The following is a 23,870-nucleotide window of genomic DNA, read 5'->3' on the forward strand; positions in this document are numbered from 1 at the left end:
ATCTATAACTATAACGCGTTGAAGTGCTGGGGTCTCCCCCAGCACTTCAACGCGTTAAATTAATCCTTCTTTTTTTGCTTTTGTTTCTTTGTTTTTCTATCTTTGGTATTTTTCTTTGTTAGGTCATCAAGGCTTTTGAATGTATAGCCTTGCTTTTTTAGGTCTTTTATTACACTTTCTAGTGCTTCTGCATTATCCTTTGAAACCGTGTGAAGAAGAAGAACCGCACCTGGATGGATCTGCCTCATAATATTATCATATGAATATTGAGCGCCTTTTTGCTGGTCGGTTTGCCAATCCTTAAAGGCTAATGACCAGAATACATGAGTATAACCCTCGTCATTTGCTAACGCCATTGTCCTTTCGCTAAATATCCCCCGAGGAGGGCGAATATAGTTCATTGTTTTCACGCCTGTCAGTTCTTCCGTTTTCTCTTTTACCTTTTCAAGCTCTTCCTTTAACCGTTCATCGCTTACCTGCGTTAAATCAGGATGATGCCATGAATGATTCCCAACAATATGCCCTTCCTTTACCATTCTTTTAACAAGTTTCGGTTCTGTTTCTAAATAATGCCCTGTAACAAAAAAAGTGGCTGGTACTTTTTCCTTTTTTAGAACATTTAGTACTTTCTCTGTATACCCATTTTCATATCCATTATCAAAGGTTAAATAAATATCCTTTTTATTTGGGTCTCCTTTATAGTAAGCCCCATGCCTTTTGAGTATATCATCCCATTCTTGTCCCGCTTCTGCTGGAATACCATCTGATGCTTTTTTAAAGCCCCAGTGAATCGGACGGTTTGGATAACTTTCTGCCGAAACACTCGAAACAGAAACAAAAAGTAATACACCCGCAATGATCAATTGTTTCATTAATCTCTTCATGTACACTTCTCCTTATCGGGTTATTCTTGTTGTTTTTATTGTTTCTGAGTGTAGCAGAATCATGCGGCTTTTATCTTTCCAATAAAAAGAAAAAAGGATGAACAAAAGCGTTCATCCTTTTTAAGAAATCAATTAATTCTTATTTAAATACCGGCTCTTTAAATTGAGCTAATTTATCTAGTGAAGATTGGTCGACGTCCTTGTGAAGACTGTTTCCATGAGAATCCATTGTTACAACAGCCGTAAAGCCTTCAACTTGCAGGTGCCACATGGCTTCCGGAATACCAAATTGTGTTAAATCAACACCATCTACGGATTTAATACAGTCTGCATAGTACTGTGCTGCACCGCCGATAGCGTTCAAATAAACTCCGCCATGCTCTTGTAAAGCAGCCAATGTTTTTGGACCCATTCCGCCTTTACCAATAACCGCACGAATACCAAAACGTTTCATGATGTCGCCTTGATAAGGCTCCTCACGAATGCTTGTAGTTGGACCAGCTGCTTTTACATGCCAATTTCCATCTTCATCTTTTAACATAACAGGACCACAGTGATAGATAATTTGTCCATTTAAGTCAACTGGTGAATCATTATCGGATAGATATTTATGAATTGCGTCACGGCCTGTGTACATTCTTCCATTAATACGAACAACATCCCCCACTTTTAATTGACGGATTTGTTCTTCCGTAATAGGTGCTTGTAATTCAACAACATTTACAGTTGTTTCTGAAGCTGCTGCACTTTCCTTTTCCGCTTCAGCACCAAAGTCAATTTTTTCACCTTCTTGGTACATCCACTCATTAATATCGCCTGTTTCCGGATTTACGGCAACACCTAAACGGCGGAATGCCCAGCAGTTATACGCAACGGACACAAAGAAGCTGGCTGGAATACGGTCCATCACACCAATTTTACAGCCTAAAAGAGTCGTTTCACCGCCGAATCCCATTGTTCCAATTCCTAATGTATTGGCGTTATCCATGATATATTCTTCTAACTGACGCAGTTCTTCAATTGGGTTCACATCATCATTTGAACGGAAAAGCTGTTCTTTTGCTAAATCATAGCCGCTGGAACGGTCTCCCCCGATACCCACTCCAATAAACCCTGCGCTGCAGCCTTGTCCTTGAGCCTGATATACAGAATGAAGAATACACTTGCGAATTCCATCTAGGTCACGTCCTGCGCGGCCTAAACCTTCTAACTCACAAGGAAGGCTGTATTGAATGTTTTTATTTTCACAGCCGCCGCCTTTTAAGATTAGGCGAACATCAATATAATCCTTTTCCCATTGATCAAATTTAATAACCGGGACGCCAAGACCAAGATTATTTCCGCTGTTCTTACCTGTTAATGAATCTACAGAGTTAGGACGAAGCTTCCCATTCTTCGTTGCTTCTGCAATGGCATTATAGATTGCCTTTTTCATTTCGATTTGGTTCGCTCCAACAGGAGTTTTAATTTTAAATGTTGGAAGACCTGTATCCTGACAAATCGGTGATATATTATCATCAGCCATTTTAATATTATTCGTAATGGTTCCGAGAGCCATCGCTGATCTTGTACCGGCATTTTCCTTTTCCTTTGCTGCCTGAATCGCTCGGCGAACATCTTTAGGAAGCTGGGTTGATGTTTCAACAATCAGCTTGTACATACTCTCTTGAAATTTTTCAATATTCATGAATGATTTCTCCTCTCTCCTGAAACATAACCTTATTTTTCGATAATTTTGACACCTTTAATTATACTCGTATACAGTGGATTTAAAAAGAAAAAAGAGTCAATTAAATATGACTCTTTTCTTCCCGGTTATTAAATTCGCGGCATTTTGATTCAATATCATCAATCATCTCAATTAAACGGTCAATATCATCAATATCGGTTTCCTCTGGATCAATCGCATCTAAAACATCCATAAACATGTTCAGACGCTGCTTTAAAAAGGAAACCTGCTTATTTTTATCATGTGTCGGACTACCCAAAAAAACTCGCTCCTTTCACTATCGTATTCATCCTATCGAAAATTTACCTATTAAGCAATACCATGAAGAAATAAGTTTCCTGAAAAAACTACTATTATTATTTCCATTCAATATTAATAACACAACTGGATAATTAATTCATGAAATCTCTTTTCCTTCATATGAATCTGTATTGACACCGTTTCGTTAAAAATGAATAATGACTATGTTGAAAAATGTACCAGAAAAATATAGGAATTTCGGGAAGGAGAAAAAAATGCTCTCTGAAAAACAAAAACTAACACCTAAATATGATCCGTGGGAAGCCTACATGGATATAACAGAGCATGGAAAACTGACTCTCTCAAATATCGAGTTTACTACAACAAACTTATGCAATATGCGATGTGAGCATTGTGCTGTTGGTTATACACTAAAGGCGAAGGATGATGAAGGTCTTCCTCTAGAACTGTTACTGAGACGGCTTGAGGAAATCCCACATTTACGTTCGCTGAGTATTACGGGAGGAGAACCGATTCTTTCAAGTAAATCAGTAGCGCAATATGTTGTACCATTATTGAAATATGCTTCTGACCGAGGTGTGCGTACACAGATTAATTCTAATTTAACCCTTGATATAGAACGTTATGCGCCCATTATCCCTTATTTAGATGTCCTCCATATTTCACATAATTGGGGTACGGAGGAGGATTTTATTGAAGGCGGCTTTGCTAGAATGGAGCGTAAACCAACAAAAGAGCAACGAAAACAGATGTTTCATAGAATGATTCAAAACAGTCGTCTATTAGCAGATAGCGGTGTGATGGTTTCGGCTGAAACGATGTTGAACAAGAGGACACTGCCGCACCTTGAGCATATTCATAACCAAATTGTCCATGAAATGAAATGCCAGAGGATTGAAATACATCCGATGTACCCATCTGATTTCGCCTCATCATTAGAAACTCTTAGTTTAGATGAAATTCGCGCCAGTATTCATCAGCTTTTAGACATCCGTGATAAGGACACCTGGATGCTGTTTGGAACTCTGCCTTTCTATTCCTGCATAGGTAATGAAGAAGATTTACATCTGCTAAAAAGACTATCTGAGGAAAAAAATGTTACCGTTCGAAACGATCCCGACGGCCGCTCCCGCCTGAATATTAATATTTTCACAGGGGATGTCATTGTGACCGATTTCGGTGATACTCCGCCGCTTGGCAATATTCAGAACGACCGTCTAGTCGATGTGTTTGACCACTGGCTTAGTACAAAATTAGCCTCATCTCTTAACTGCCATTGCCCGGAAGTTCGCTGTCTTGGTCCAAATGTGTTAGTGAAAAACAGCTACTATAAAGAATTAGACTTTCAAAACAGAAAATCATTACTCTAAAAGAATTAGTGTCAGGCACCGCATATGGACAAATCATAGCATTTTGTCTTTTGGCGGTGCCTGACACCTTTTAATGACAGCTTTTTAACGCGGGTGTTCGCTAGCCATAAATCCGAATGAAACATGGTCTTGGATTGGAATCCAAGCACTGATTCCTTGTGAAGTGACATTTTTAATCACAATCATTTTCTTGCCGCCTTTTAACATCAAGTACACTTCACCGTAGGTTACTTTTCCCTTCTCATTTACTGCTGGTGCATACGCATGTAAGTATCCAAGCATTTTCGGCGGAACATTATAAATTTGATCCTTTTTCGTCCCCCCTCCAATAATTGTTTCAAATGATAACGGCAGTCCAGACTTTTGCATGGCCTTTATCATCATCATATTTTTCACTTCCTCCGTATTGGCTACCTTTGCCGTTAAGCCGCCTCGGATAATTTTCTGCGCTTCCTGTACATAATGAATCTGATATGGAGAATTTCCACCACGATTATCAAAATAGTTTGTATTAATTTTTTGATACTCCCAATTAGGAGCCGTTTCAACAGATTCATAATTTAAAGGCCATTGCCCAAGATACACAATCGCGCGATAGCCAAGAGCAAAAGGTGTACTGTTCACAGTCGTTTCGTTCAGCATGCGGATAAGATCAGGATTTTCAATTTTTACTTTAGATGATTCAATAAGTTCTTTTGTCAAATCACTAGGTTCTAATCTCGGCATATCGACATGTGGATTTGGATATGTATTATCTTTTGCGATATTCATAACTGAACTCGGAACCGAAATCGTTTGTTTAGGAGGCTGTTCTGCTTTCTCCTGCTGCTTTTCCGCTTTAGCAAATGGCAGGAAGGAAAGCATGACAACTAGTCCGATAATCGCATAAATTAGTTTTTTCTTCACGCTAAAGAACTCCTTTCAATATTACAGGCTGAATAACACATAGTATATTGTTTTCGGAGTTATACGAGATTATCCATAGGAAGATTATTTTAGGTCATTTTCTTTATCTAAAGCCTTTCAAATTCTAAATATACCTGTAACCAAACATACATGCAGCATCATATAATATCCAGAAAATTTCTATATTAAATCATAAGTCATCTTTCTTTTCTTAAACACCTTGTGTATGGTAAAGTTGAGATAATATAAAAATAATCCTTTTTTGCTGTCACCATCATGGTGGCAGCTTTCGTGTTTTTTAAGGGTATTGATTGTGATTATTCTTCTCAATTAAGAAGTTTATAGTATGAAAATAGTAAAAAATATAAAAAGGGGGAAATAAAATGGAGACAAAGGTTCAAGTCTTAGAAAGCAAAGAGATTATTTCACAAGAAAGTCTTTGGGAAAAGGCTAAAATTAATTTGGAATTAATTGCGGCCATTGTATGTGGATTATTTATTTTGCTTGGCTGGTTACTAGATCGAAACGAAAGTGGAACACTTTCCATGATATTATATATTGCTGCATTTATCATTGGAGGCTTCGCTAAAGCAAAGGAAGGAATTGAAGCGACCATTGAGAATAAAGAGCTCAATGTAGAGATGCTGATGATTCTGGCAGCGATTGGATCTGCTATCATTGGCTATTGGACTGAAGGTGCGATATTAATTTTTATTTTTGCCTTAAGCGGTGCATTAGAGACCTATACAATGAACAAAAGCCACAAAGAAATATCTTCCTTAATGGAGCTTCAGCCCGAGGAAGCATTACGTGTAACGAACGGAAGGGAAGAGCGAGTAAGTGTTGCTGAACTAAACATAGGCGACCATATTCTCATTAAGCCGGGAGAAAGAGTCCCTTCCGATGGGAAGATACTGAAGGGTATTACGACAATTGATGAAGCTGCTATCACTGGAGAATCCATTCCAGTTACCAAACAAAGTCAGGATGATATTTTCGCAGGCACTGTGAATTTAAACGGCTCCATTACAGTGGAGATCACCAAGCCTGCCAATGAAACATTATTCCAAAAGATTATAGAGTTAGTCCAATCTGCACAAAGTGAAAAATCTCCTTCCCAGCTTTTTATTGAACGCTTTGAAGGGAATTATGTAAAAATTGTACTGGCAACAGTCTTATTAATGATGTTTCTTCCTCACTTCTTACTAGGTTGGAGCTGGAATGAAACCTTCTACCGTGCAATGGTATTGCTTGTAGTCGCTTCACCGTGCGCACTTGTATCTTCTATTATGCCTGCGACCTTAGCAGCCATTTCAAATGGAGCCAGACATGGAATTCTTTTTAAAGGCGGAATTCATTTAGAAAATTTAAATCATATTAAGGCAATTGCTTTTGATAAGACAGGAACATTAACAAAAGGAAAACCTGAAGTAACGGACTTTGTTATCAATAAGGGACTTGATGAAAAAGAAGTGTTGCTTATTGCCGCCTCAATTGAAAGTCATTCCAATCATCCTCTCGCAAGCGCCATCGTTAAGTATGCGAAGGAAAAACTAACATTAGACCTCCTTCACCCTGACGGCATTGAAGATGTACCCGGATGGGGAGTGAAAGCAGTCATTCATAGTGAGGAGTGGAAGATTGGTAAAGCAGGATTTGTTGAAGATGCTACTATTAATCAAGATATGGAGCAAACGATAAAAAAGCTGGAATCAGAAGGAAAAACGATTGTCTATGTCCAAAAGGGAAATAAGCTGGCTGGGATAATCGCTTTAAAAGATAATGTTCGTGAAGAAACGAAAAAAGCAATTGACCAATTAAAAGCACAAGGGATTTATACCATCATGTTAACCGGTGACAGTTCAAGCACGGCACAAGCGATTTCCGCTGAATGTCATGTAGATGAATACATTGCAGAATGTCTGCCTGAAAATAAAGTAGAGCATGTCAAAAAATTAAAAGAAAAGTATGGAAATGTTGCCATGGTTGGTGACGGGATTAATGATGCTCCTGCACTTGCCACAGCTAATGTTGGAATTGCGATGGGCGGCGGAACCGATGTTGCTCTTGAGACGGCGGACATTGTACTGATGAAAAATGATTTGCCGCGAATTTCAGAAGCCATTCGCCTTTCACAAAGAATGAACAAAATTGTCAAACAGAATGTCATCTTCTCTATCAGTGTTATCATGCTGCTCATTTCATCTAACTTTTTACAGGCTGTCAATCTGCCATTGGGTGTCATCGGCCATGAAGGAAGTACCATTCTAGTCATATTAAACGGCTTAAGATTATTGCGATTTAAATAGTAGAGCAGAACATCTATATTCATAATCACCACGTGCCTATGTCTTCCATGGACACTAGAGCATCTAAGTAAAAAGGTCTGGAAAATTCCAGACCTTTTGTTTTAGTGATATCCATTTGAACCGTTAGCTGAGCTGGATGATTTTTTAGTTGATTGATTTTTACTTTTTTGCTGCTTTGTACTGCCATCTTTTTTTGTATGTTTAGTCATGGTTATGCCTCCTAAATGATACTGGGTAATAAGGTTCCCCTGTTCTATTTTTAACAGCAATAGAAGAAATACTATAGGGAATTGGAGGAAGTTTAACAATCCTTTACACGATTGCTGAAAAAAGCATTTACCTCTCCGCCGATAATAATAATAATTCCCGAAATATAAAACCATACCATTAATACAATAATGGCACCGATACTGCCATAGGTAGCCGAGTAATTGCCAAAATTACTCACATAGTAGGAAAAGGCAAATGAAGTTAAAATCCAGCCAATGGTAGCAAATGCCGCCCCAGGAATAGCACTTCTGCAAGCAAACTTCTTACTTGGAGCAAGCCAATATAACCCAATAAATATGACAAAAATAATAATCGAACTAACCAACCAGCGCAAAGCATTCCAGACAGCAATAAATTGAGCTGACAACTCTAATTGTGCGAAAAGAAACGTACCGATATGTTTCCCAAATACAGGAAGAATAAGCGCTACCACGATCACCAAAATCATAGCAAAGGTTAAGATGATTGACATAAATCTCGCCCTAAGAAAGGATCGCCCTTCCTTTACTCCATACGCCTTGTTAAATGCCTTGACAATCGCATTGATTCCATTTGATGCAGACCATACTGTTCCAATAATCCCAAATGATAAAAGGGCACCATTTTTTTGTGACACTTGATTTAAATTGGATTCTATTAATTCCATCGTCCCGCTAGGAGCAAAGTCACGAAACAGATTAAGCAAATCTTCTTGGGTAACGGGTATGTAAGGAAATAAGGTCATCAAAAAAATAAGAAGCGGGAATAATGAAAGCAGAAAAAAGTATGATAATTGTGCAGCAATACCAAAAACATCATCGTCCATTAGGTTTCTATATATATGCTTTACCAATGTCATTATTTTTTCATACCTCCTTCCTATCAAAGGGAAAGTTGGATCAGCCTATCTTTCCCTTTCCAAATCATTTTCTTTATCAACAAACGCCTCTTTCGTATCCATTACTACATCTACAACCTGTGGAGTAATCTCTCTGAGCTCCTCAATTTTTTCAGCAATAAAAGATACCTCTTCCCCAACCTCTTCAATCGTTGAACGTATTTTACCAGTAGATTCTTTGACATATTCAACTACTTCTCCGGGATGTTTCACATAATGAGATACCTTCCCGGTAACTTTATGACAGTTCTCCAACACAGAGTCTCTTGTTGCCCGATCCAATAAACTAATGACTCCGCCAGCAACAGCACCAATGATGACACCTTTCCAAAACTTAGAGCTGCTCATTTGATTACTCCTTTTTCCTGTAAGTCTTTCTTTATTTCCATTAAAAGGTTTTCTGTGCCTTCTTTTACAAGTTCATACACTTCCTCAAAATTACCACTGTAATAAGGATCCGGAACGTCCATCTCTTGTTTATTCACTACAAAATCAAGGAGACGTTTGACCTTGACATTTGAAGGTAAAGTACCTAGCTTTTTTATGTTCTTGATATTCTCAGAATCCATTCCAATAATATAATCAAAGGTTAAATCAGCACTCGTCATTTGGCGGGCCTTTAATCCTTCATCAGATATTTGATATTTCTTAAGAATTTCTCTTGTACCTTGATGAGGAGGATTGCCGATATGCCAATCTCCTGTTCCAGCAGAGTCAATTTTAATTATATCCGCAAGCCCCTCCTTTTTAACAAGATCACGGAACAATGCCTCTGCCATTGGTGACCTGCAAATATTCCCCAGACAAACAAATAACACACGTATCATACTATTCTTTCCTCTCCTTTCCATTTTTTATTACTCACTACTTTATCATAATTGACATGTTCAAACCTATTTTAGTACCGAATAATCTCTCTTCACCGTTTTAATATTATTGACATTTTTATATGAACATGGAAAGATGAAAAGAAAGATTATCCTTGCCGTTGCTCTATTAGCAAACATCAGTACCTATACTTATACAGTATGTATGGCAAAGATAAAACGAGAGGATGAGTACTATGAACTTAGCAGAAAAGTCAGTTGAAAATGTGGAGTATATGATCGAGAAAATAAAAGAAAAATTAAATGTACTAAATTTTGGAGCTATTAAGCCTTCCCATTTTGACGAGAATATGTATGAAGAGCTAAAGGAAATTTATGAATTAGTGATGAAGAAAAACTCCTTTAGTCCAAATGAAATGCAAGCGATTGTTGAAGAACTTGGCAGTTTAAGAAAGCAATAAGATAAAGTGAAACTTCCATCAGTGGGGGTTTTCTTCATCCCCCACTGATGGTTAGTTGAACCAATCGGACCTTTACGGGCAGTTGATCCCCCACCTATCTTCTTTTCTATACTCAGAATCTTGAGGTGGGGGTCTTACTGCCCGTTAAGAGTGGGATAAACTTTTGATTCACCCATGAGGATTCATTCCTCATGGGTGAATCCATGATAGGAAGCTTAATCTTGATTCGTTATAATCATTGGACCATTTTTTGTAATAGCAATGGTATGCTCATATTGTGCAGAATTCTTTCCATCTTCTGTCCTTGATGTCCACCCATTATTATCCATCTTCATTCTATAAGTTCCAATATTGACCATTGGTTCGATTGTGAACACCATCCCCTCTTTAATACGAGGACCTTTTCCTGGAAGACCGTAGTGTGGAACGTCTGGTTTTTCATGAATAACATTGCCAATTCCATGACCAATGAAATCACGTACAACAGAAAAACCCTCACCCTCTACATAGGTTTGAATGGCATGTCCGATGTCACCGATTCGATTACCGACCTTTGCCTGCTCTATTCCAATATAAAGTGCTTTTTTTGTTACATCCAATAATTTTTGGTTCTCTTCAGATACTTGTCCAACTGCATAGGACCAAGCTGAATCCGCCAGCGCACCATTGAAATTCACAACCATATCAATTGTCACAATATCACCTGTTTTTAGTGGCTCTTTTCTAGGAAATCCATGACAAATTTCATCGTTAATGCTGGCACATGTAGCATATTGATAACCTCTATATCCTTTTTGTTCAGGCGCAGCTCCTTGTCTTTTTAAATATTTATCTACAAATTCTTCAATTTCCCATGTAGTCACTCCTGGTTTAATCATTTTTGCCAACTGCTTATGTACAGAAGCTAGGATTTCACCAGCCTTCTTCATTTTTTCAATTTCTCTCTCTGATTTTAAAATAATCATTTATATATCCTCTCTTCCATTCGGTAAACTACTCATTATTCTACATTCATTGTAGTGATTTTCAAGGCATCTTGCAAAAACCAAACGTTTCATATAAATTAGTTTAAATAGAAGAAATACTATCTTTTCATGTATTTTTATTACATTATTCTATCCAAATAAAAAAAACTTCTAAATTTAGACTACTATTTCGCCTTAAAATATGGCAAAATGTGAGTAAATAGTAATTTAGATTATATAGTTCGTTCTTTATATAGAACAAATTGTCTGTTTCTGTTATTATATTAATATAGACAATGGAGAATGCAAGCGTTTGCTTAACCTCACCTTTTGTAAGAGGTTTACAAAAACATTCTACAGTGATATTAACTAGACAATACAATAAAGTGAGTGAATTAAATGATTGGTGATCGCGTAAAAAAAATTCGGCAGGAAAAGAAAATATCATTATCGGAACTCGCTCTCAAAGCAGGAGTAGCAAAGTCCTACTTAAGTTCTCTTGAACGAAATTTACAAACAAATCCTTCTATACAATTTTTAGAAAAGATTTCCACAGTACTTGGGGTGCCTGTAGACAGTCTAATCCTTGAACAGCCTAAAAAGGACGAATTGGATTCAGAATGGATGAAGCTTGTTCAAGAGGCAATGGAATCAGGTGTATCAAAAGAGCAGTTCCGTGATTTCCTCGAATACAACAAATGGAAAGAAAGTCAGAAGAAATAAGCTTGGATAGCTTTAATCTTTCTGGTCAGCATGAATAGACTTTAAATAACCATAAACTCCTTGATGTTCTTATTTCCTGAAGCAATAAGAACATCAAGGAGTTTATTCCCCTGCTGGTACAGTGAAACTTCTATCAGTTGGGGTTTTCTTCATTCCCCACTGATGGTTTAGTTAAAGCCCACAGTCTGTGATTCCACAAATGGACCTTATACAGGCAGTAGGAGTGGGATAAAATATATAAAAAAAAGCGTTTCTCAGTGGAGAAACACTAAACCATTAATATAAACGGCGGATTTCCTATTATAAAACTATAGACTATCTATGTATTTGATTATGTAAGAAATCCCTAATTTCTTCAATATCAATACCTAGACTTTTTGCTTCTGTCATCAGTTGGATCCACTCGATGTCGTATTTTGTGTTCTGTTCCTTCCCCTCGCTCACATTAATAGCCTCCCAAACAGCTTTGATTGCATGGTAACCATCTTAGATATAATCCACCTATTACACTCTGCATTTTCCGAGCAAAATTTTCTGGTTTGTGTTTTTTATTTTAACTTATCACATCAATAAAAACTGTCACTATTTGTCATGTACTTTTAATTTTATTGCCAATTTTTTAAAAAATCAATATAATCGAACCAAACTGAATCTTTACTCCTAACTATGAAGTTGTTATGATGTGTAATCTGCTGTTTTCCCACTCATAATATCATACTACTTTTATAATAGGTCTCTATTCTGTCATTTTTATTCTTTATACTAAATGCTCTTTTATCACCTAGTCACAATGTATGATTTTTATGGATTGTACTTTTTATTGAACCAATCGTTCTTTATAATGTATAAATAGACATTCTTTCATTTATTGATTAGGAGAAATATTCATGATGCGGAATAGAATTAAACAGTTACGAAAATTAAGAGGATATTCTATAAATGAACTTTCATTGAAAGCTGGTATTTCTAAATCATACTTAAGCTATATTGAAAGAGGAATTCAACAGAACCCATCCCTGTTTATTCTTTCAAAGCTTGCTAACTCTTTAGGTACAACGGTAGAAGATTTACTTGAGGAAAATCAACATTCAAAAAAAGAAGTGAACCACTTAGACGAGGAATGGATTGAACTATTTACTGAAGCCATAAATCAGGGAATAACGAAGAAGGATTTCTCTCTTTACTTAGAATTTATTAAATTCAAAAACCAGCATTAAACATAAAATGACCTAAGATGAAAGAGAGGATTCAGCACCCTCTCTTTCATCATTGAATAGTTTCATCGCTTCTTGGCAGGATTAATATTTCAACACGCCTATTTTGAGCTCTGCCTTCTGCTGTATCATTTGCTGCAATAGGCTGGAACTCTCCATATCCTTTTGCACTAAATAGCTGCGGATTAAGGTTTGGATTTTCCAGCATTAGCTTCATAAAATTAACAGCTCGCATAACGCTTAGTTCCCAGTTTGAATCAAAGCGAGCATTTTTGATTGGTACATTGTCTGTATGGCCGCTTACAATTACACTTCTTGGCACGTCCATCTCCAATAATTTCGAAATTTCATTGGCGATACTAATATTTTCTGCTCGGACTTCTGCAACTCCTGAGTCAAAGAGAACATTATCTCTAATTCTAACAGATAACCCAGCTACGGTTAATGAAGTGTCTAACTGCTCTCCCAGCCCATTTTCTTCTATATAGGAATTAACTTTATCTTGAATGGCCTCCAGTCGCTCATGTTCAGCTCGTTGTTCATCTGTTTCCTCCACGTCCTCTGGAACTTGCTCCTGAGATTGATTTTTATCATCTACTTCGGTTAAGCCCCGATCCTTAGTAGGAATTGGACCAGGATAGTCGAAAACTCCTGTACCTCCGGTTAACAATTCACTGCTAAAAGCTTGAGAAAAAACGATGAGCTTTTGCTCACTAACTGTACTGCTTGCAAATAGAACAATAAATAAAGCGACTAGCAAGGTTTGTAAATCAGAGTATGGAAGAAGCCACGATTCATCAATATGTTCCTCGCCTTTTTTTTTCTTTTTTTTACGTCTGCTCATTATTATTCACACTGCCTTCAAGAAATTTTCTTCTTTCACCTGCAGGAAGATAGGAAGCCAGCTTTTGTTCTATGACTCTTGGCGCCTCTCCTTCCAAAATAGATAAAATCCCCTCAATCATCATATATTTTTGCTGTGACTCAATTTTTGACTTTCTTTTTAATTTATTGGAAAATGGGTGCCATAACACATATCCGGTGAAAATCCCAATCATGGTTGCAATAAAGGCTGCAGCAATGGCATGACCTAATGCATCCGTATCTTTCATATTTCCTAGCGCGGCAATCAAGCCTATTACAGCTCCTAATACGCCAAGAGTAGGGGCATATGTCCCTGCCTGAGAAAATATTAAAGCTCCGGATTCATGCCTTTCCTCCATTGCTTCTATTTCCTCCGTCAGCACATCACGGATATAATCAGCTGATTGACCGTCAACTGCAAGTGATAATCCATTTTTTAAGAAGGGGTCGTCCACCTCATTTATCTTTGTCTCAAGAGCGAGCAGCCCTTCCTTTCTAGCCAGTTGGGCTAAATCAGAAAACGACTGAATTAAATCGGTGTAACTAGCTGTCTTTTTCTCAGTAAAAAGAATTCCAAACAACTTGGGAATTCTTTTTATTTCTGCCATCGGAAAGGCGATGACAACTGATGCAATGGTTCCCAAAATGATAATCAGGAACGCGGCCGGATTAGCCAACGCAGATATAGCTACTCCCTTTAATACCATCCCAACCCCGATTGCAATGATTCCTAATATAATTCCAACTATTGTAGCTAAATCCATCTATCTCACCTATCTCATACTATTATCGTTACTATTTATTTCGACAAAACTTGAAACTTCTTTAGATACTTTTTAAAATTGATAGAAAAAATGTAAAGCTATTTTAGATTTTGCAGAATTAATCATGATTTTAATTGAAGAGTATAAAAAAAATGATGCTCTTGGGGCAAGAGCATCACCTTAGGGTTGTTTTCTATTCAACTAATAATTAGGGGGAGGGGTTCAAACATTTATCATGTGAATATTTGAACATTTTTATTATATAATGTTGGAGTTAAAAAATCTATGGACTTTTTGTGAAAAATTTCACGATTTAAACTTTTATCATCCTCCCTTCATTTTCAATAGAATAAATATTGTTTTACCAACAAAAACTATCGAAGAATCAGAAAGGAGTGTGCAATAATGGGACGCGGCAAAAGTTTTGATCACAAAAAGAAAAATCATCCTGGAAAATTTCCAGAACACCTAGTTGAAAGACATACAACAGAAGCTCAAGAAGACGAAGAGCTTATTGTTACTCAAGAAGCCTTTAAAAACCGGTTAGATCCTGAAGAAACTCAATAACGCAAAATAAACCTGAAATTATATATCTAAAAAGGACGAGTCCTTCTCTGCTGACCAGCAGTGCAGGACTCGTCTTTTTTATTTGTTAATCAAACTTTAATCCCTTTAATGCCTCTGCTAAAGCATTATTTAAAGGTTCTTCATTTTTCTGCTGGTTTTTTAAATACTTTTGTACCGTACGTTTATCTACTTTTCCACGAGAGTCCTTTTCACGGCGCGCCTGGAAAGCAGATAGTTTTTCACGATGCCCGCATTTACATGCAAAGATTTGCCCTTCCCCTTCACCGCGAAGTTCTAATTTTTTGTGGCATTGTGGACATCTTGCATTTGTGACACGTGAGACGTTTTTACGGTGCCCGCATTCACGGTCTTGACATACGAGCATTTTCCCTTTTTTACCGTTCACTTCAAGCATTGGTTTTCCACAATCTGGGCAATTTTTAGTTGAAATGTTATCATGTTTGTATTTTTTATTGCTGGATTTTATTTCAGCAACGATTTCTTTTGTATAGTTTTTCATTTGACCAATAAATACTTCTTTTTTTAACTTTCCATAAGCAATCTGTTCAAGCTTCTGTTCCCACTGGGCAGTGAGTGCAGGAGATTTCAGTTCTTCAGGTACTAGATCTAATAATTGGCGCCCTTTAGAAGTTATATGAATATCTTTGCCGCGCTTTTCGATTAAGAACGAATTGAATAGCTTTTCAATAATATCTGCACGGGTAGCAACCGTACCTAATCCGCCGGTTGATTTTAACGTATCAGCTAATTGTTTATCCCCTGCTTCCATATACTTCACAGGGTTTTCCATTGCAGAAAGTAATGTCGCCTCATTAAAATGTGCCGGCGGCTTTGTTTGACCCGTTGTTTGTGCGATTAGTTGAATGGTTAATAGATCTCCCTTTTCAATATGGGGTAAAATCTGTTCTTTCAAATCGTCTACCGAATCTTCATCCTCAAAGCGATTATCATAAACCTCTTTCCATCCGGCTGATAGAATCGTTTTGCCTCTTGCAACAAAGTTCTCATCTCCAATTTTTGCACGAAGCGTTAATTGCTCATATTCAAAAGGCGGAAATAACACAGCCAAAAATCTTTTTACAACCAAGTCATAAATTTTACGCTCTTTATCAGTAAAGGCTGAAAAGTTTACATAACCTTCTGTCGGGATAATGGCATGGTGATCTGACACTTTGCTGTCATCAACGAAGGCTTTTGAAGTTTTTATCGGCTTTTTTAAGATTTTATTAGCTAACGGACGATATTCTCCTGCTCCGCACGCTTTCAAACGCTCTGGAAGCGTTCCAACAATGTCAGAAGAGAGATAACGGGAATCCGTACGTGGATAGGTTAACACTTTATGCTGCTCGTACAGCTTTTGCATAATGTTTAACGTTTCCTTTGCTGAATAACCAAAAATTTTATTCGCATCCCGCTGCAGCTCTGTTAAGTCATAAAGACCTGGAGAAAAAGACTTCTTAGCCTTTTTCTCAATTTCCGTAACAACAGCATTTTGTTTGCCCAGTTTTTTAACCTTGTTCTCGATTTTCTCCTTATCAAAGCTGCGGCTGTTACCCTTTGCATCCTGCCAGGTCAGCTTTAATTTGTCCGTTGTTTGAGCTTCAATGCCATAATAATTCTGAGCCTTAAAATGTTTGATTTCTTCCTCGCGTGCGGCAATAATAGCAAGAGTCGGTGTTTGGACACGACCGCAGTTTAACTGGGCATTAAAGCGGGTCGTTAATGCACGTGTTGCATTAAGACCAATATACCAGTCAGCTTCTGAACGAGCGACAGCTGAGGCATATAAATTATCATAGGCTTTACCAGGCTTCAAGCTTCTAAATCCGTCTTTAATCGCTTTATCGGTTACAGAGGAAATCCAAAGCCGTTTAATCGGTTTCGTAACCTTTGCTTTATCAATAATCCAGCGTGCGACTAATTCTCCCTCTCTGCCTGCGTCCGTAGCCACAATAATTTCATTGACATCCTTTCTAATCAGCTGGCTTTTCACGGATTGAAACTGTTTTCCTGTCTGCTTAATAACTGTCAACTTCAAATGCTCCGGCAGCATAGGAAGATCTTCTAATTTCCATGTTTTATATTTCACATCATAGCTTTCCGGGTCAGCAAGTGTAACGAGGTGTCCCAGCGCCCACGTAACGATATATTTATCACCTTCAAGATAACCATTGCCTTTTTTATTACAATTTAGTACTCGTGCAATATCACGTGCAACAGAAGGTTTTTCAGCAATTACCACACTTTTTGCCATTGTTAAAACATCCTTTCAAATTTCCAGTAAAATCAAATTCGCCCCTCGAATTTGTGTCCGGATTTTTATCGAGCTCGCTCGATAAAAATCCGAGACATCCGCCGGAGGCTTAATTTTATTCAGCAGGGGTTTGAACCTCCAATGAATCGGAGAGCTTTTTGTATCCATCCATTAACTTTAAAAGTGGAAGATAAATGCTGAATGAAATTAAAGTATAACATATGACCGCAATGGATTCAGTTACTCCAAAGATTCCTAGGAATAGTAGGTAAGTATTATTCAAACACTTTTAATAAGTCGTTTTATCACATGGATAACTGATAAATATTAACACAATTTATTACCTAATTCATCAACTTGGAGGCTAACGATGGAAACAACAAATTATAAAGGTACGAATAAGATGATTACTGGTATTGTGTTCGGGGTTATCACATTTTGGCTCTTTGCTCAAGCAATGGTCAATGTTGTTCCTGCGGTTCAGAAGGATTTAGGAATTTCACTTGGCACCTTAAATATTGCAATAAGTTTAACGGCGTTATTCTCAGGAATGTTTATCGTGGCTGCCGGCGGATTAGCAGATAAAATTGGCCGAAAAAAAATGACAAATATCGGATTAATCTTAAGTATTATCGGCTCTCTTTGCCTTGTCTTAGCACAAGGATCGGTACTGCTCATCATCGGCCGTGTCATTCAAGGGCTTTCAGCAGCATGTATTATGCCTGCAACCATTGCTTTAATGAAGGCTTATTTTGAAGGCGCCGAACGTCAGCGAGCCCTTAGTTTCTGGTCTATTGGGTCTTGGGGTGGATCAGGCGTTGCTTCCTTTGCAGGTGGTGCGATTGCCACTTATTTAGGATGGAAATGGATTTTCATCTTTTCCATTATCTTCTCTTTACTCGGTATATGGCTGATTAAAGATACTCCGGAGAGTAAAGGCGAATCTACTGGTGCTTTTAAATTCGATTACGCTGGTTTAGTTATATTCATCATCACCATGCTCGCATTAAATATCTTTATTAATTTCGGTGCGGATTTAGGCTGGACAAGCTTGATTACAATCGCCCTTGCCGTTGTGACAATTATTGGAGCAATTGTTTTCTTCAAAGTGGAAAAAAGCAAAGAAATTGTCCTTATTGACTTTTCTTTATTTAAAAATAAACCCTATTCTGGTGCCACTTTCTCTAATTTTTTGTTAAACGCGATTGCGGGTACTCTTGTTGTGGCAAACACTTATGTCCAAGTTGGCAGAGGATTTAATGCATTTCAATCAGGAATGTTATCGTTAGGTTATTTAGTCGCCGTGTTAGCCATGATTCGTGTTGGAGAGAAAATTTTACAAAAAGCAGGTGCGAAATCACCGATGATTTGGGGCGCTCTCATTGCAACGGTTGGTGTAGCCATGATGGGATTGACTTTCTTAGCTGACTTTGCTTATACCGTTGTTGTTTTTATCGGGTTTGCTTTATTTGGTCTTGGACTAGGAATTTATGCCACTCCGTCGACAGATACATCAGTATCTAATGCACCTTCAAACAAGGTTGGAGAAGCTGCCGGGATTTACAAAATGGCAAGTTCACTTGGCGGGGCATTCGGGGTTGCCATTTCAGCTACGATATATAGTTCAATTTCTACCATTGCAAGCCTAGAAACAGCTGCAACAGCTGGGATTATTACTAATGTAATATTCGGCATTCTTTCGATACTTTCCATTATGATGATGGTTCCTAGAGATGAAGGAAAAATAAAAACGAAAGAGGTTTCAGGACAACGACGGACCCCAACTTCTAGTCAAAGAGAGCCAGAGCCTAGTCATTAGAATTCATTCCGAATAAAAGCAGGGAGTGTCCAATGATGTTATTAGATGAATTAATGAAAAAAATTGATGAAAAAAAAGACCGGATTATTGACATTCGCCGCTATCTTCATGAACATCCGGAACTTTCCTTTCAAGAAGAAGAAACAGCAAAATATATTGCCGACTTTTATAAAGAGGTCCCTGTTGATTCAGTTGAGACAAACTTTGGTGGAGAGCGTGGCATCGTTGTAACCATTAAAGGTTCGAAGCCAGGAAAAACGATTGCGATACGAGCTGATTTTGACGCCTTACCCATTAAAGAAGAAACAGGGCTGCCATTTGCCTCAAAAAACGAAGGCGTGATGCATGCCTGCGGTCATGATGGACATACCGCCTATATGTTGGTGTTAGCTGAAACATTAGCTGAGTACAAAGAGCAATTAAAAGGGACGGTTCGAGTGATTCATCAACCAGCAGAAGAAACTCCTCCCGGCGGGGCAATTGGGATGATTAAAGCAGGTGTTCTTAATGGCGTTGATGCAATCATTGGCATTCACGTCATGAGCAATATGAAAACCGGTCATATTTATTACAGAAGCGGGAATACGCAAACAGGAAGATCCTATTTTAAATTAGTTGTTCAAGGCAGAGGCGGGCATGGATCATCACCGCATTTAGCAAATGATGCGATCGTGGCAGCCTGTTCCTTCGTCATGAATTTACAAACCATCGTCAGCCGCCGTATCAACCCATTTGATATGGCTTCGATTACAATTGGTAATTTTGATGGAAAAGGTTCATTTAATGTCATTAAAGATTCCGTTACCATCGAAGGGGATGTTCGAACCATGTCTCCTGAGACTCGAGAACTCGTAGAAACAGAGGTGCGCGCGTTTTCGGAAGGGCTGGAAAAATCATATGGTGTAAAATCTATATTTGAATATCACAATGACTATCCTGTCCTCTATAATGATCCGGAAGTAACTGAACATGTACGGAAAGCGCTTGAACAAGCAGCCATACCAGAAGTCGAATCCGTATTAGAAACACCGCCGCAGCCGCCTTCTGAAGATTTTGCTTACTACCTTCAAAAAGTACCAGGATGTTTCTTCTATGTCGGTGCTATTCCTGAGTCAGGTGAAGCGTACCCGCACCATCATCCCAAATTTGATATCAATGAAAAAAGCCTTATCATTAGTGCGAAAGCAATGGCTGCTGTTGTAGCTTCGTACTCTGATGACAGCGAAGCTTAATAGACTGTCTATAGACTGATTGGTTTAACCGTTCAGTCTTTTTTCTGTTATTCGTTAGCCTTCTTATTTTATTTTAGAGAGTAGAAAGGCTACAATGAAGGTAACCATATTAATAGTAAGGGAGCTGGATTAGATGAGTGAATTCCAACAAAAGTTAGAAAAGTATGCAGAACTGGCAGTTAAAGTTGGTGTTAATATCCAAAAAGGACAGACACTTGTCATCAATGCCAATTTAGATTCTAGAGAATTTGTACGATTGATTGTTAAAAAGGCATATGAAACCGGGGCAAAGGATGTCATTGTCAATTGGAGCGATGATGTTATATCCAGATTAAAATATGACATGGCACCGAATGAGGTTTTCTTAGAATATCCAGAATTTCGTGCTAAAGAGCAGACAGCACTTGCTGAAAGCGGAGCAGCTTTCATGTCCATCCTATCTTCCAGTCCTGCCTTATTAAAAGGTGTGAACCCGGAAAGAATCGCTAATTACCAAAAGGCTGCCGGAACAGCCCTTAAACAGTACCGTCAATACGTTCAATCAGATAAAATCAGTTGGACTGTTATTGCTGCACCGTCCCAAGGCTGGGCAGATATGGTATTCCCGAATGAACCTGAGGAAACAAGAGTGGAAAAACTTTGGGATGCCATCTTTAGAACCGTACGGGCTGATACAGAAGACCCTATTGCTGCCTGGAAACACCATGATGAAACATTACATACAAAAGTAGACTATCTAAATGCCAAAAAATACAAGAAACTTCACTATACTGCGCCTGGAACCGATTTAACCATTGAGCTTCCTGAAAAACATATATGGTGCGGAGCTGGAAGCATTAATGAAAAAGGCTTTGAATTTATGGCGAATATGCCGACAGAAGAGGTATTTACCGTTCCGGTCAAAACAGGTGTGAATGGTACGGTTTCAAGTACTAAACCATTAAGCTATGGCGGAAACATTATTGATGAATTTACGCTGACCTTTGAGAATGGAAAAATTATTGACGTGAAAGCAAAAGAAGGGGAAGAGATTCTAAAACAGCTTGTCGCTACTGATGAAGGGTCCCATTACTTAGGAGAAGTGGCGCTTGTTCCTTATCACTCACCTATTTCAGAATCAAATATCCTATTTTTTAATACATTATTTGATGAAAATGCTTCGAACCATTTGGCCATCGGCAGCGCCTATGCTTTTTGTCTTGAAGGCGGGAAAACCATGTCACAGGAAGAATTGCAGGAGAATGGCTTAAACCACAGTATCACACATGTTGATTTTATGATTGGTTCAGAACAAATGAATATTGATGGCATTACGACTGATGGAAAAACAGAAGCTGTATTTAGAAACGGTAACTGGGCTTTTTAAGCGATTTATTCATTTCTATTATTATAATAGGAAAAAAACAAGCAATATATTGCAAGATATGTCGATCTATGGGAGGATAATAGTAAGAGCGTAAAAGTAAACCGGAGGGGTAAGAATGATCCAGTTGCATATTATTGTATCTGGAAAAGTACAGGGCGTAGGCTATCGTTACTTTTCACAAATGAAAGCTGTCCAATATGGGGTAACAGGTTGGGCAAAAAATTTAGCGGACGGTTCAGTTGAAATTACAGCTGTAGGGAGTAAGGACCAGCTTGATCCTTTTGTAGAGGAACTTCGTATTGGAAACCCCTTTTCTAAAATCAGTGATATGAAAATAACTGAAAGTGAAGCATCTGAAAACTTCAATTCATTTACAATTAAGTACTAACTGGAAATATTTCAGAACCAATGAACCTCAGCAGATAATCAAACGATTGCCTATAAGAAGCCTGTGATATCTGTAGAAATTTATTACACATCACAGGCTTATTCCATCAATGATAATACTACTTTAGAAAAAGGAGATTCATGATATGTGGTCTGAGTTCAAAAAATTCGCGTTAAAGGGAAATGTATTAGATTTAGCCGTTGGGGTTATTATTGGCGGCGCCTTCGGGAAAATTGTCACTTCACTAGTAAACGACTTAATCATGCCCTTAGTGGGTATTTTACTAGGGGGGATAGATTTTTCAAAACAAGAATATACCTTCTTGGATGCCACGATTAAATATGGGGCATTTTTACAAACAGTTGTTGATTTTTTAATCATTTCTCTTTCCATTTTCCTTTTTATCCGTTTCTTAAGCCGCTTTAAGAAAAAGGAAGAGACGGCCGAAGCTGCTGCTGTCATTAATAAAACGGAAGAATTATTAGCTGAAATACGTGATTTATTAAAAGAAAATCAAACGGCTATTTCTCGTACAGAAGGGAAAAACGAATAGAAAATAAGACCAATAAAGGATTCCCTTTTTATTGGTCTTATTTAATTACCAAGGATATGATGATCCAAATATCTTCGCACGTTCTGCACTGTCTTTTCTTCGCTTTTTACGAATTTCCTGACGTTCCTTTGCGGTCTCGTGTAAAAGCTTTTCTTCTTCCGTTTGGGGAACAACTTGTGGAACTTCAGTAGGTTTTCCATTTTCATCTAAAGCAACAAATGTTAAAAAAGAAATGGCACACACATGCCGCTCACCAGTAAGTATGTTTTCTGATACTACCTTTACAAACACTTCCATAGATGTTCGTCCCGTGTATGTAACATAAGCTTCTAAACAAACTGAATTCCCTTCATTTATTGGATGAAGAAAATCAACTGAATCACTAGATGCAGTCACGCAAGACTTTCGAGCATGGCGCATAGCGGCTATTGCAGCTATGTCGTCAATGTACGCCATCAGTTTTCCGCCAAACATGGTTCCATGTATGTTTGTATCCGGAGGTGAAACAAGACTTGTTTTAACAGCCAATGACTCCCGGCAATATTTCTTATTTTCCATATTCGTACTCCTTTTTTGTTCATAACTGTTTTATCCAATCATACCAAACTTTGAAGGTTTATAAAATATTGGAAAATACTAAGAGAAAAAGAACCACCTGTCAAAGATCGATAGGTGGTGTGCTTATAGTAAACTATTGACTTTATTTCGCAGCTGGTCTTTTGCCCGTTTCATTCTTGTCTTTACAGTCGATAACGGAAGCCTCGTATATTCACTAATTTCTGCCAATGATCTTCCGCTGAAATAAAATAAAAAAAGCGGCTCCCGATATCGTTCCGGCAGCTCGCAAACTGCCTTTACAAGTTCTTCTTTTGCATATTTGCGGAGCAATCTTTCCTCTGGAGCTGGAGGCTCATAAAATTCAAGTTTACAATACAAATGAACCTTTTCTTCCCAAAACGTTTTAGCTGACATTTCTTTCCGCCAATAATCACGGCATTTATTCATAGCAATTTTACATAACCAGCTTTTTACTTTTGCTTTGTCTTGTAAAGCTGAAAAGCCCATATAGGCTGAAAGTAAAACTTCTTGATACAAATCCTCTGCTAACTCCCTATGTCCAACGATTGAGTATAAATATCTAAAAACACTTAATCCGTATTCACGAACAATTTCATCAAAAGTTATCTCTTTAACAGAATCGACAACAGGCTGGGTAAGCATCGGATTAATATTTTCGCCTCCTAAA

The 23,870-nt window shown here is 37.9% G+C and carries 25 protein-coding genes; 11 read left to right on the forward strand and 14 right to left on the reverse strand.

Annotated elements, in window-relative coordinates; all coding sequences use genetic code 11:
* Positions 1-59: 59 nt before the first annotated feature.
* The 3 genes from pdaA to F4V44_RS01770 all read right to left on the reverse strand — a co-directional run bounded on the left by pdaA (position 60) and on the right by F4V44_RS01770 (position 2,872).
* Complete coding sequence (gene pdaA / locus F4V44_RS01760) at positions 60-884, reverse strand: delta-lactam-biosynthetic de-N-acetylase (RefSeq protein ID WP_150438264.1); 825 nt, start codon at positions 882-884, stop codon at positions 60-62.
* A gap of 139 nt (positions 885-1,023) precedes the next feature.
* Complete coding sequence (locus tag F4V44_RS01765; RefSeq protein ID WP_150438265.1) at positions 1,024-2,571, reverse strand: fumarate hydratase; 1,548 nt, start codon at positions 2,569-2,571, stop codon at positions 1,024-1,026.
* A gap of 103 nt (positions 2,572-2,674) precedes the next feature.
* Entirely contained in the window at positions 2,675-2,872 is a 198-nt protein-coding gene (locus F4V44_RS01770; RefSeq protein ID WP_150438266.1) for an SE1561 family protein, read from the reverse strand.
* A gap of 256 nt (positions 2,873-3,128) precedes the next feature.
* On the opposite strand from F4V44_RS01770, the gene yfkAB reads away from it, so the two are divergent.
* Entirely contained in the window at positions 3,129-4,244 is a 1,116-nt protein-coding gene (yfkAB, locus tag F4V44_RS01775) for a radical SAM/CxCxxxxC motif protein YfkAB (RefSeq protein WP_150438267.1), read from the forward strand.
* A gap of 84 nt (positions 4,245-4,328) precedes the next feature.
* On the opposite strand, the gene F4V44_RS01780 is transcribed toward yfkAB, so the two are convergent.
* On the reverse strand, positions 4,329-5,108 hold the full coding sequence (locus tag F4V44_RS01780; protein WP_150438325.1) for a YfkD famly protein: 780 nt from the start codon (positions 5,106-5,108) through the stop codon (positions 4,329-4,331).
* 425 nt (positions 5,109-5,533) lie between these two features.
* Here F4V44_RS01780 and F4V44_RS01785 point away from each other — a divergent pair, with 425 nt between their 5' ends.
* Positions 5,534-7,459, forward strand: a complete 1,926-nt coding sequence (locus F4V44_RS01785) for a heavy metal translocating P-type ATPase (protein WP_150438268.1) — start codon at positions 5,534-5,536, stop codon at positions 7,457-7,459.
* A gap of 301 nt (positions 7,460-7,760) precedes the next feature.
* Here F4V44_RS01785 and F4V44_RS01790 read toward each other — a convergent pair whose 3' ends face one another.
* The 3 genes from F4V44_RS01790 to F4V44_RS01800 are packed head-to-tail and all read right to left on the reverse strand — an operon-like array spanning position 7,761 to position 9,433.
* Positions 7,761-8,567, reverse strand: a complete 807-nt coding sequence (locus tag F4V44_RS01790) for a YihY/virulence factor BrkB family protein (protein WP_150438269.1) — start codon at positions 8,565-8,567, stop codon at positions 7,761-7,763.
* 45 nt (positions 8,568-8,612) lie between these two features.
* Complete coding sequence (locus F4V44_RS01795; protein WP_150438270.1) at positions 8,613-8,954, reverse strand: YtxH domain-containing protein; 342 nt, start codon at positions 8,952-8,954, stop codon at positions 8,613-8,615.
* Entirely contained in the window at positions 8,951-9,433 is a 483-nt protein-coding gene (locus F4V44_RS01800; protein WP_150438271.1) for a low molecular weight protein-tyrosine-phosphatase, read from the reverse strand. Before F4V44_RS01800 ends, F4V44_RS01795 begins: the two co-directional genes overlap by 4 nt.
* 236 nt (positions 9,434-9,669) lie before the next feature.
* Here F4V44_RS01800 and F4V44_RS01805 point away from each other — a divergent pair, with 236 nt between their 5' ends.
* Complete coding sequence (locus F4V44_RS01805) at positions 9,670-9,894, forward strand: DUF1128 domain-containing protein (protein WP_150438272.1); 225 nt, start codon at positions 9,670-9,672, stop codon at positions 9,892-9,894.
* A gap of 215 nt (positions 9,895-10,109) precedes the next feature.
* Here the strand turns inward: F4V44_RS01805 and map are convergent, their stop codons facing one another.
* Positions 10,110-10,859 (reverse strand): type I methionyl aminopeptidase, encoded by a 750-nt coding sequence (map, locus tag F4V44_RS01810; protein ID WP_150438273.1) that lies wholly within the window; start codon positions 10,857-10,859, stop codon positions 10,110-10,112.
* 399 nt (positions 10,860-11,258) lie between these two features.
* On the opposite strand from map, the gene F4V44_RS01815 reads away from it, so the two are divergent.
* Positions 11,259-11,582, forward strand: coding sequence for a helix-turn-helix domain-containing protein (locus F4V44_RS01815; protein WP_150438274.1), 324 nt, complete (start codon positions 11,259-11,261; stop codon positions 11,580-11,582).
* A 315-nt stretch (positions 11,583-11,897) separates the two neighbouring features.
* On the opposite strand, the gene F4V44_RS01820 is transcribed toward F4V44_RS01815, so the two are convergent.
* Positions 11,898-12,026, reverse strand: coding sequence for an anti-repressor SinI family protein (locus F4V44_RS01820; protein ID WP_150438275.1), 129 nt, complete (start codon positions 12,024-12,026; stop codon positions 11,898-11,900).
* 443 nt (positions 12,027-12,469) lie between these two features.
* Here F4V44_RS01820 and F4V44_RS01825 point away from each other — a divergent pair, with 443 nt between their 5' ends.
* Positions 12,470-12,799, forward strand: a complete 330-nt coding sequence (locus F4V44_RS01825) for a helix-turn-helix domain-containing protein (RefSeq protein ID WP_150438276.1) — start codon at positions 12,470-12,472, stop codon at positions 12,797-12,799.
* Between the two features lie 49 nt (positions 12,800-12,848).
* Here F4V44_RS01825 and motB read toward each other — a convergent pair whose 3' ends face one another.
* Entirely contained in the window at positions 12,849-13,640 is a 792-nt protein-coding gene (gene motB, locus F4V44_RS01830; RefSeq protein WP_150438277.1) for a flagellar motor protein MotB, read from the reverse strand.
* Positions 13,627-14,424 (reverse strand): flagellar motor stator protein MotA, encoded by a 798-nt coding sequence (motA, locus tag F4V44_RS01835; RefSeq protein ID WP_150438278.1) that lies wholly within the window; start codon positions 14,422-14,424, stop codon positions 13,627-13,629. The genes motB and motA overlap by 14 nt, the downstream gene beginning before the upstream one ends.
* 405 nt (positions 14,425-14,829) lie before the next feature.
* On the opposite strand from motA, the gene F4V44_RS27150 reads away from it, so the two are divergent.
* Positions 14,830-14,991 (forward strand): hypothetical protein, encoded by a 162-nt coding sequence (locus F4V44_RS27150; RefSeq protein WP_191090521.1) that lies wholly within the window; start codon positions 14,830-14,832, stop codon positions 14,989-14,991.
* An 85-nt stretch (positions 14,992-15,076) separates the two neighbouring features.
* Here the strand turns inward: F4V44_RS27150 and F4V44_RS01840 are convergent, their stop codons facing one another.
* Positions 15,077-17,266 carry a DNA topoisomerase III gene (locus F4V44_RS01840; RefSeq protein ID WP_150438279.1) on the reverse strand — a complete coding sequence of 730 codons (2,190 nt, stop codon included), beginning with the start codon at positions 17,264-17,266 and terminating at the stop codon, positions 15,077-15,079.
* Between the two features lie 370 nt (positions 17,267-17,636).
* Between F4V44_RS01840 and F4V44_RS01845 the strand changes: the two genes are divergently transcribed.
* The 5 genes from F4V44_RS01845 to mscL all read left to right on the forward strand — a co-directional run bounded on the left by F4V44_RS01845 (position 17,637) and on the right by mscL (position 22,624).
* Entirely contained in the window at positions 17,637-19,085 is a 1,449-nt protein-coding gene (locus F4V44_RS01845; RefSeq protein WP_150438280.1) for an MFS transporter, read from the forward strand.
* A 35-nt stretch (positions 19,086-19,120) separates the two neighbouring features.
* Positions 19,121-20,317: a M20 family metallopeptidase gene (locus tag F4V44_RS01850; RefSeq protein ID WP_150438326.1), complete on the forward strand. Its 1,197-nt coding sequence runs from the start codon at positions 19,121-19,123 to the stop codon at positions 20,315-20,317.
* Between the two features lie 133 nt (positions 20,318-20,450).
* Positions 20,451-21,683: an aminopeptidase gene (locus F4V44_RS01855; RefSeq protein ID WP_150438281.1), complete on the forward strand. Its 1,233-nt coding sequence runs from the start codon at positions 20,451-20,453 to the stop codon at positions 21,681-21,683.
* A gap of 115 nt (positions 21,684-21,798) precedes the next feature.
* Positions 21,799-22,071, forward strand: coding sequence for an acylphosphatase (locus F4V44_RS01860; RefSeq protein WP_150438282.1), 273 nt, complete (start codon positions 21,799-21,801; stop codon positions 22,069-22,071).
* A 145-nt stretch (positions 22,072-22,216) separates the two neighbouring features.
* Complete coding sequence (mscL, locus tag F4V44_RS01865; RefSeq protein WP_150438283.1) at positions 22,217-22,624, forward strand: large conductance mechanosensitive channel protein MscL; 408 nt, start codon at positions 22,217-22,219, stop codon at positions 22,622-22,624.
* A 45-nt stretch (positions 22,625-22,669) separates the two neighbouring features.
* Here the strand turns inward: mscL and F4V44_RS01870 are convergent, their stop codons facing one another.
* Together F4V44_RS01870 and F4V44_RS01875 are read right to left on the reverse strand one after the other, a co-directional pair.
* Positions 22,670-23,182, reverse strand: a complete 513-nt coding sequence (locus F4V44_RS01870) for an acyl-CoA thioesterase (RefSeq protein WP_150438284.1) — start codon at positions 23,180-23,182, stop codon at positions 22,670-22,672.
* A gap of 123 nt (positions 23,183-23,305) precedes the next feature.
* Positions 23,306-23,845 carry an RNA polymerase sigma factor gene (locus tag F4V44_RS01875; protein ID WP_223881754.1) on the reverse strand — a complete coding sequence of 180 codons (540 nt, stop codon included), beginning with the start codon at positions 23,843-23,845 and terminating at the stop codon, positions 23,306-23,308.
* Positions 23,846-23,870 lie beyond the last annotated feature (25 nt).

The organism is Niallia endozanthoxylica (genome assembly GCF_008710145.1).
GTDB lineage: Bacteria > Bacillota > Bacilli > Bacillales > Cytobacillaceae > Bacillus_BD > Bacillus_BD endozanthoxylica.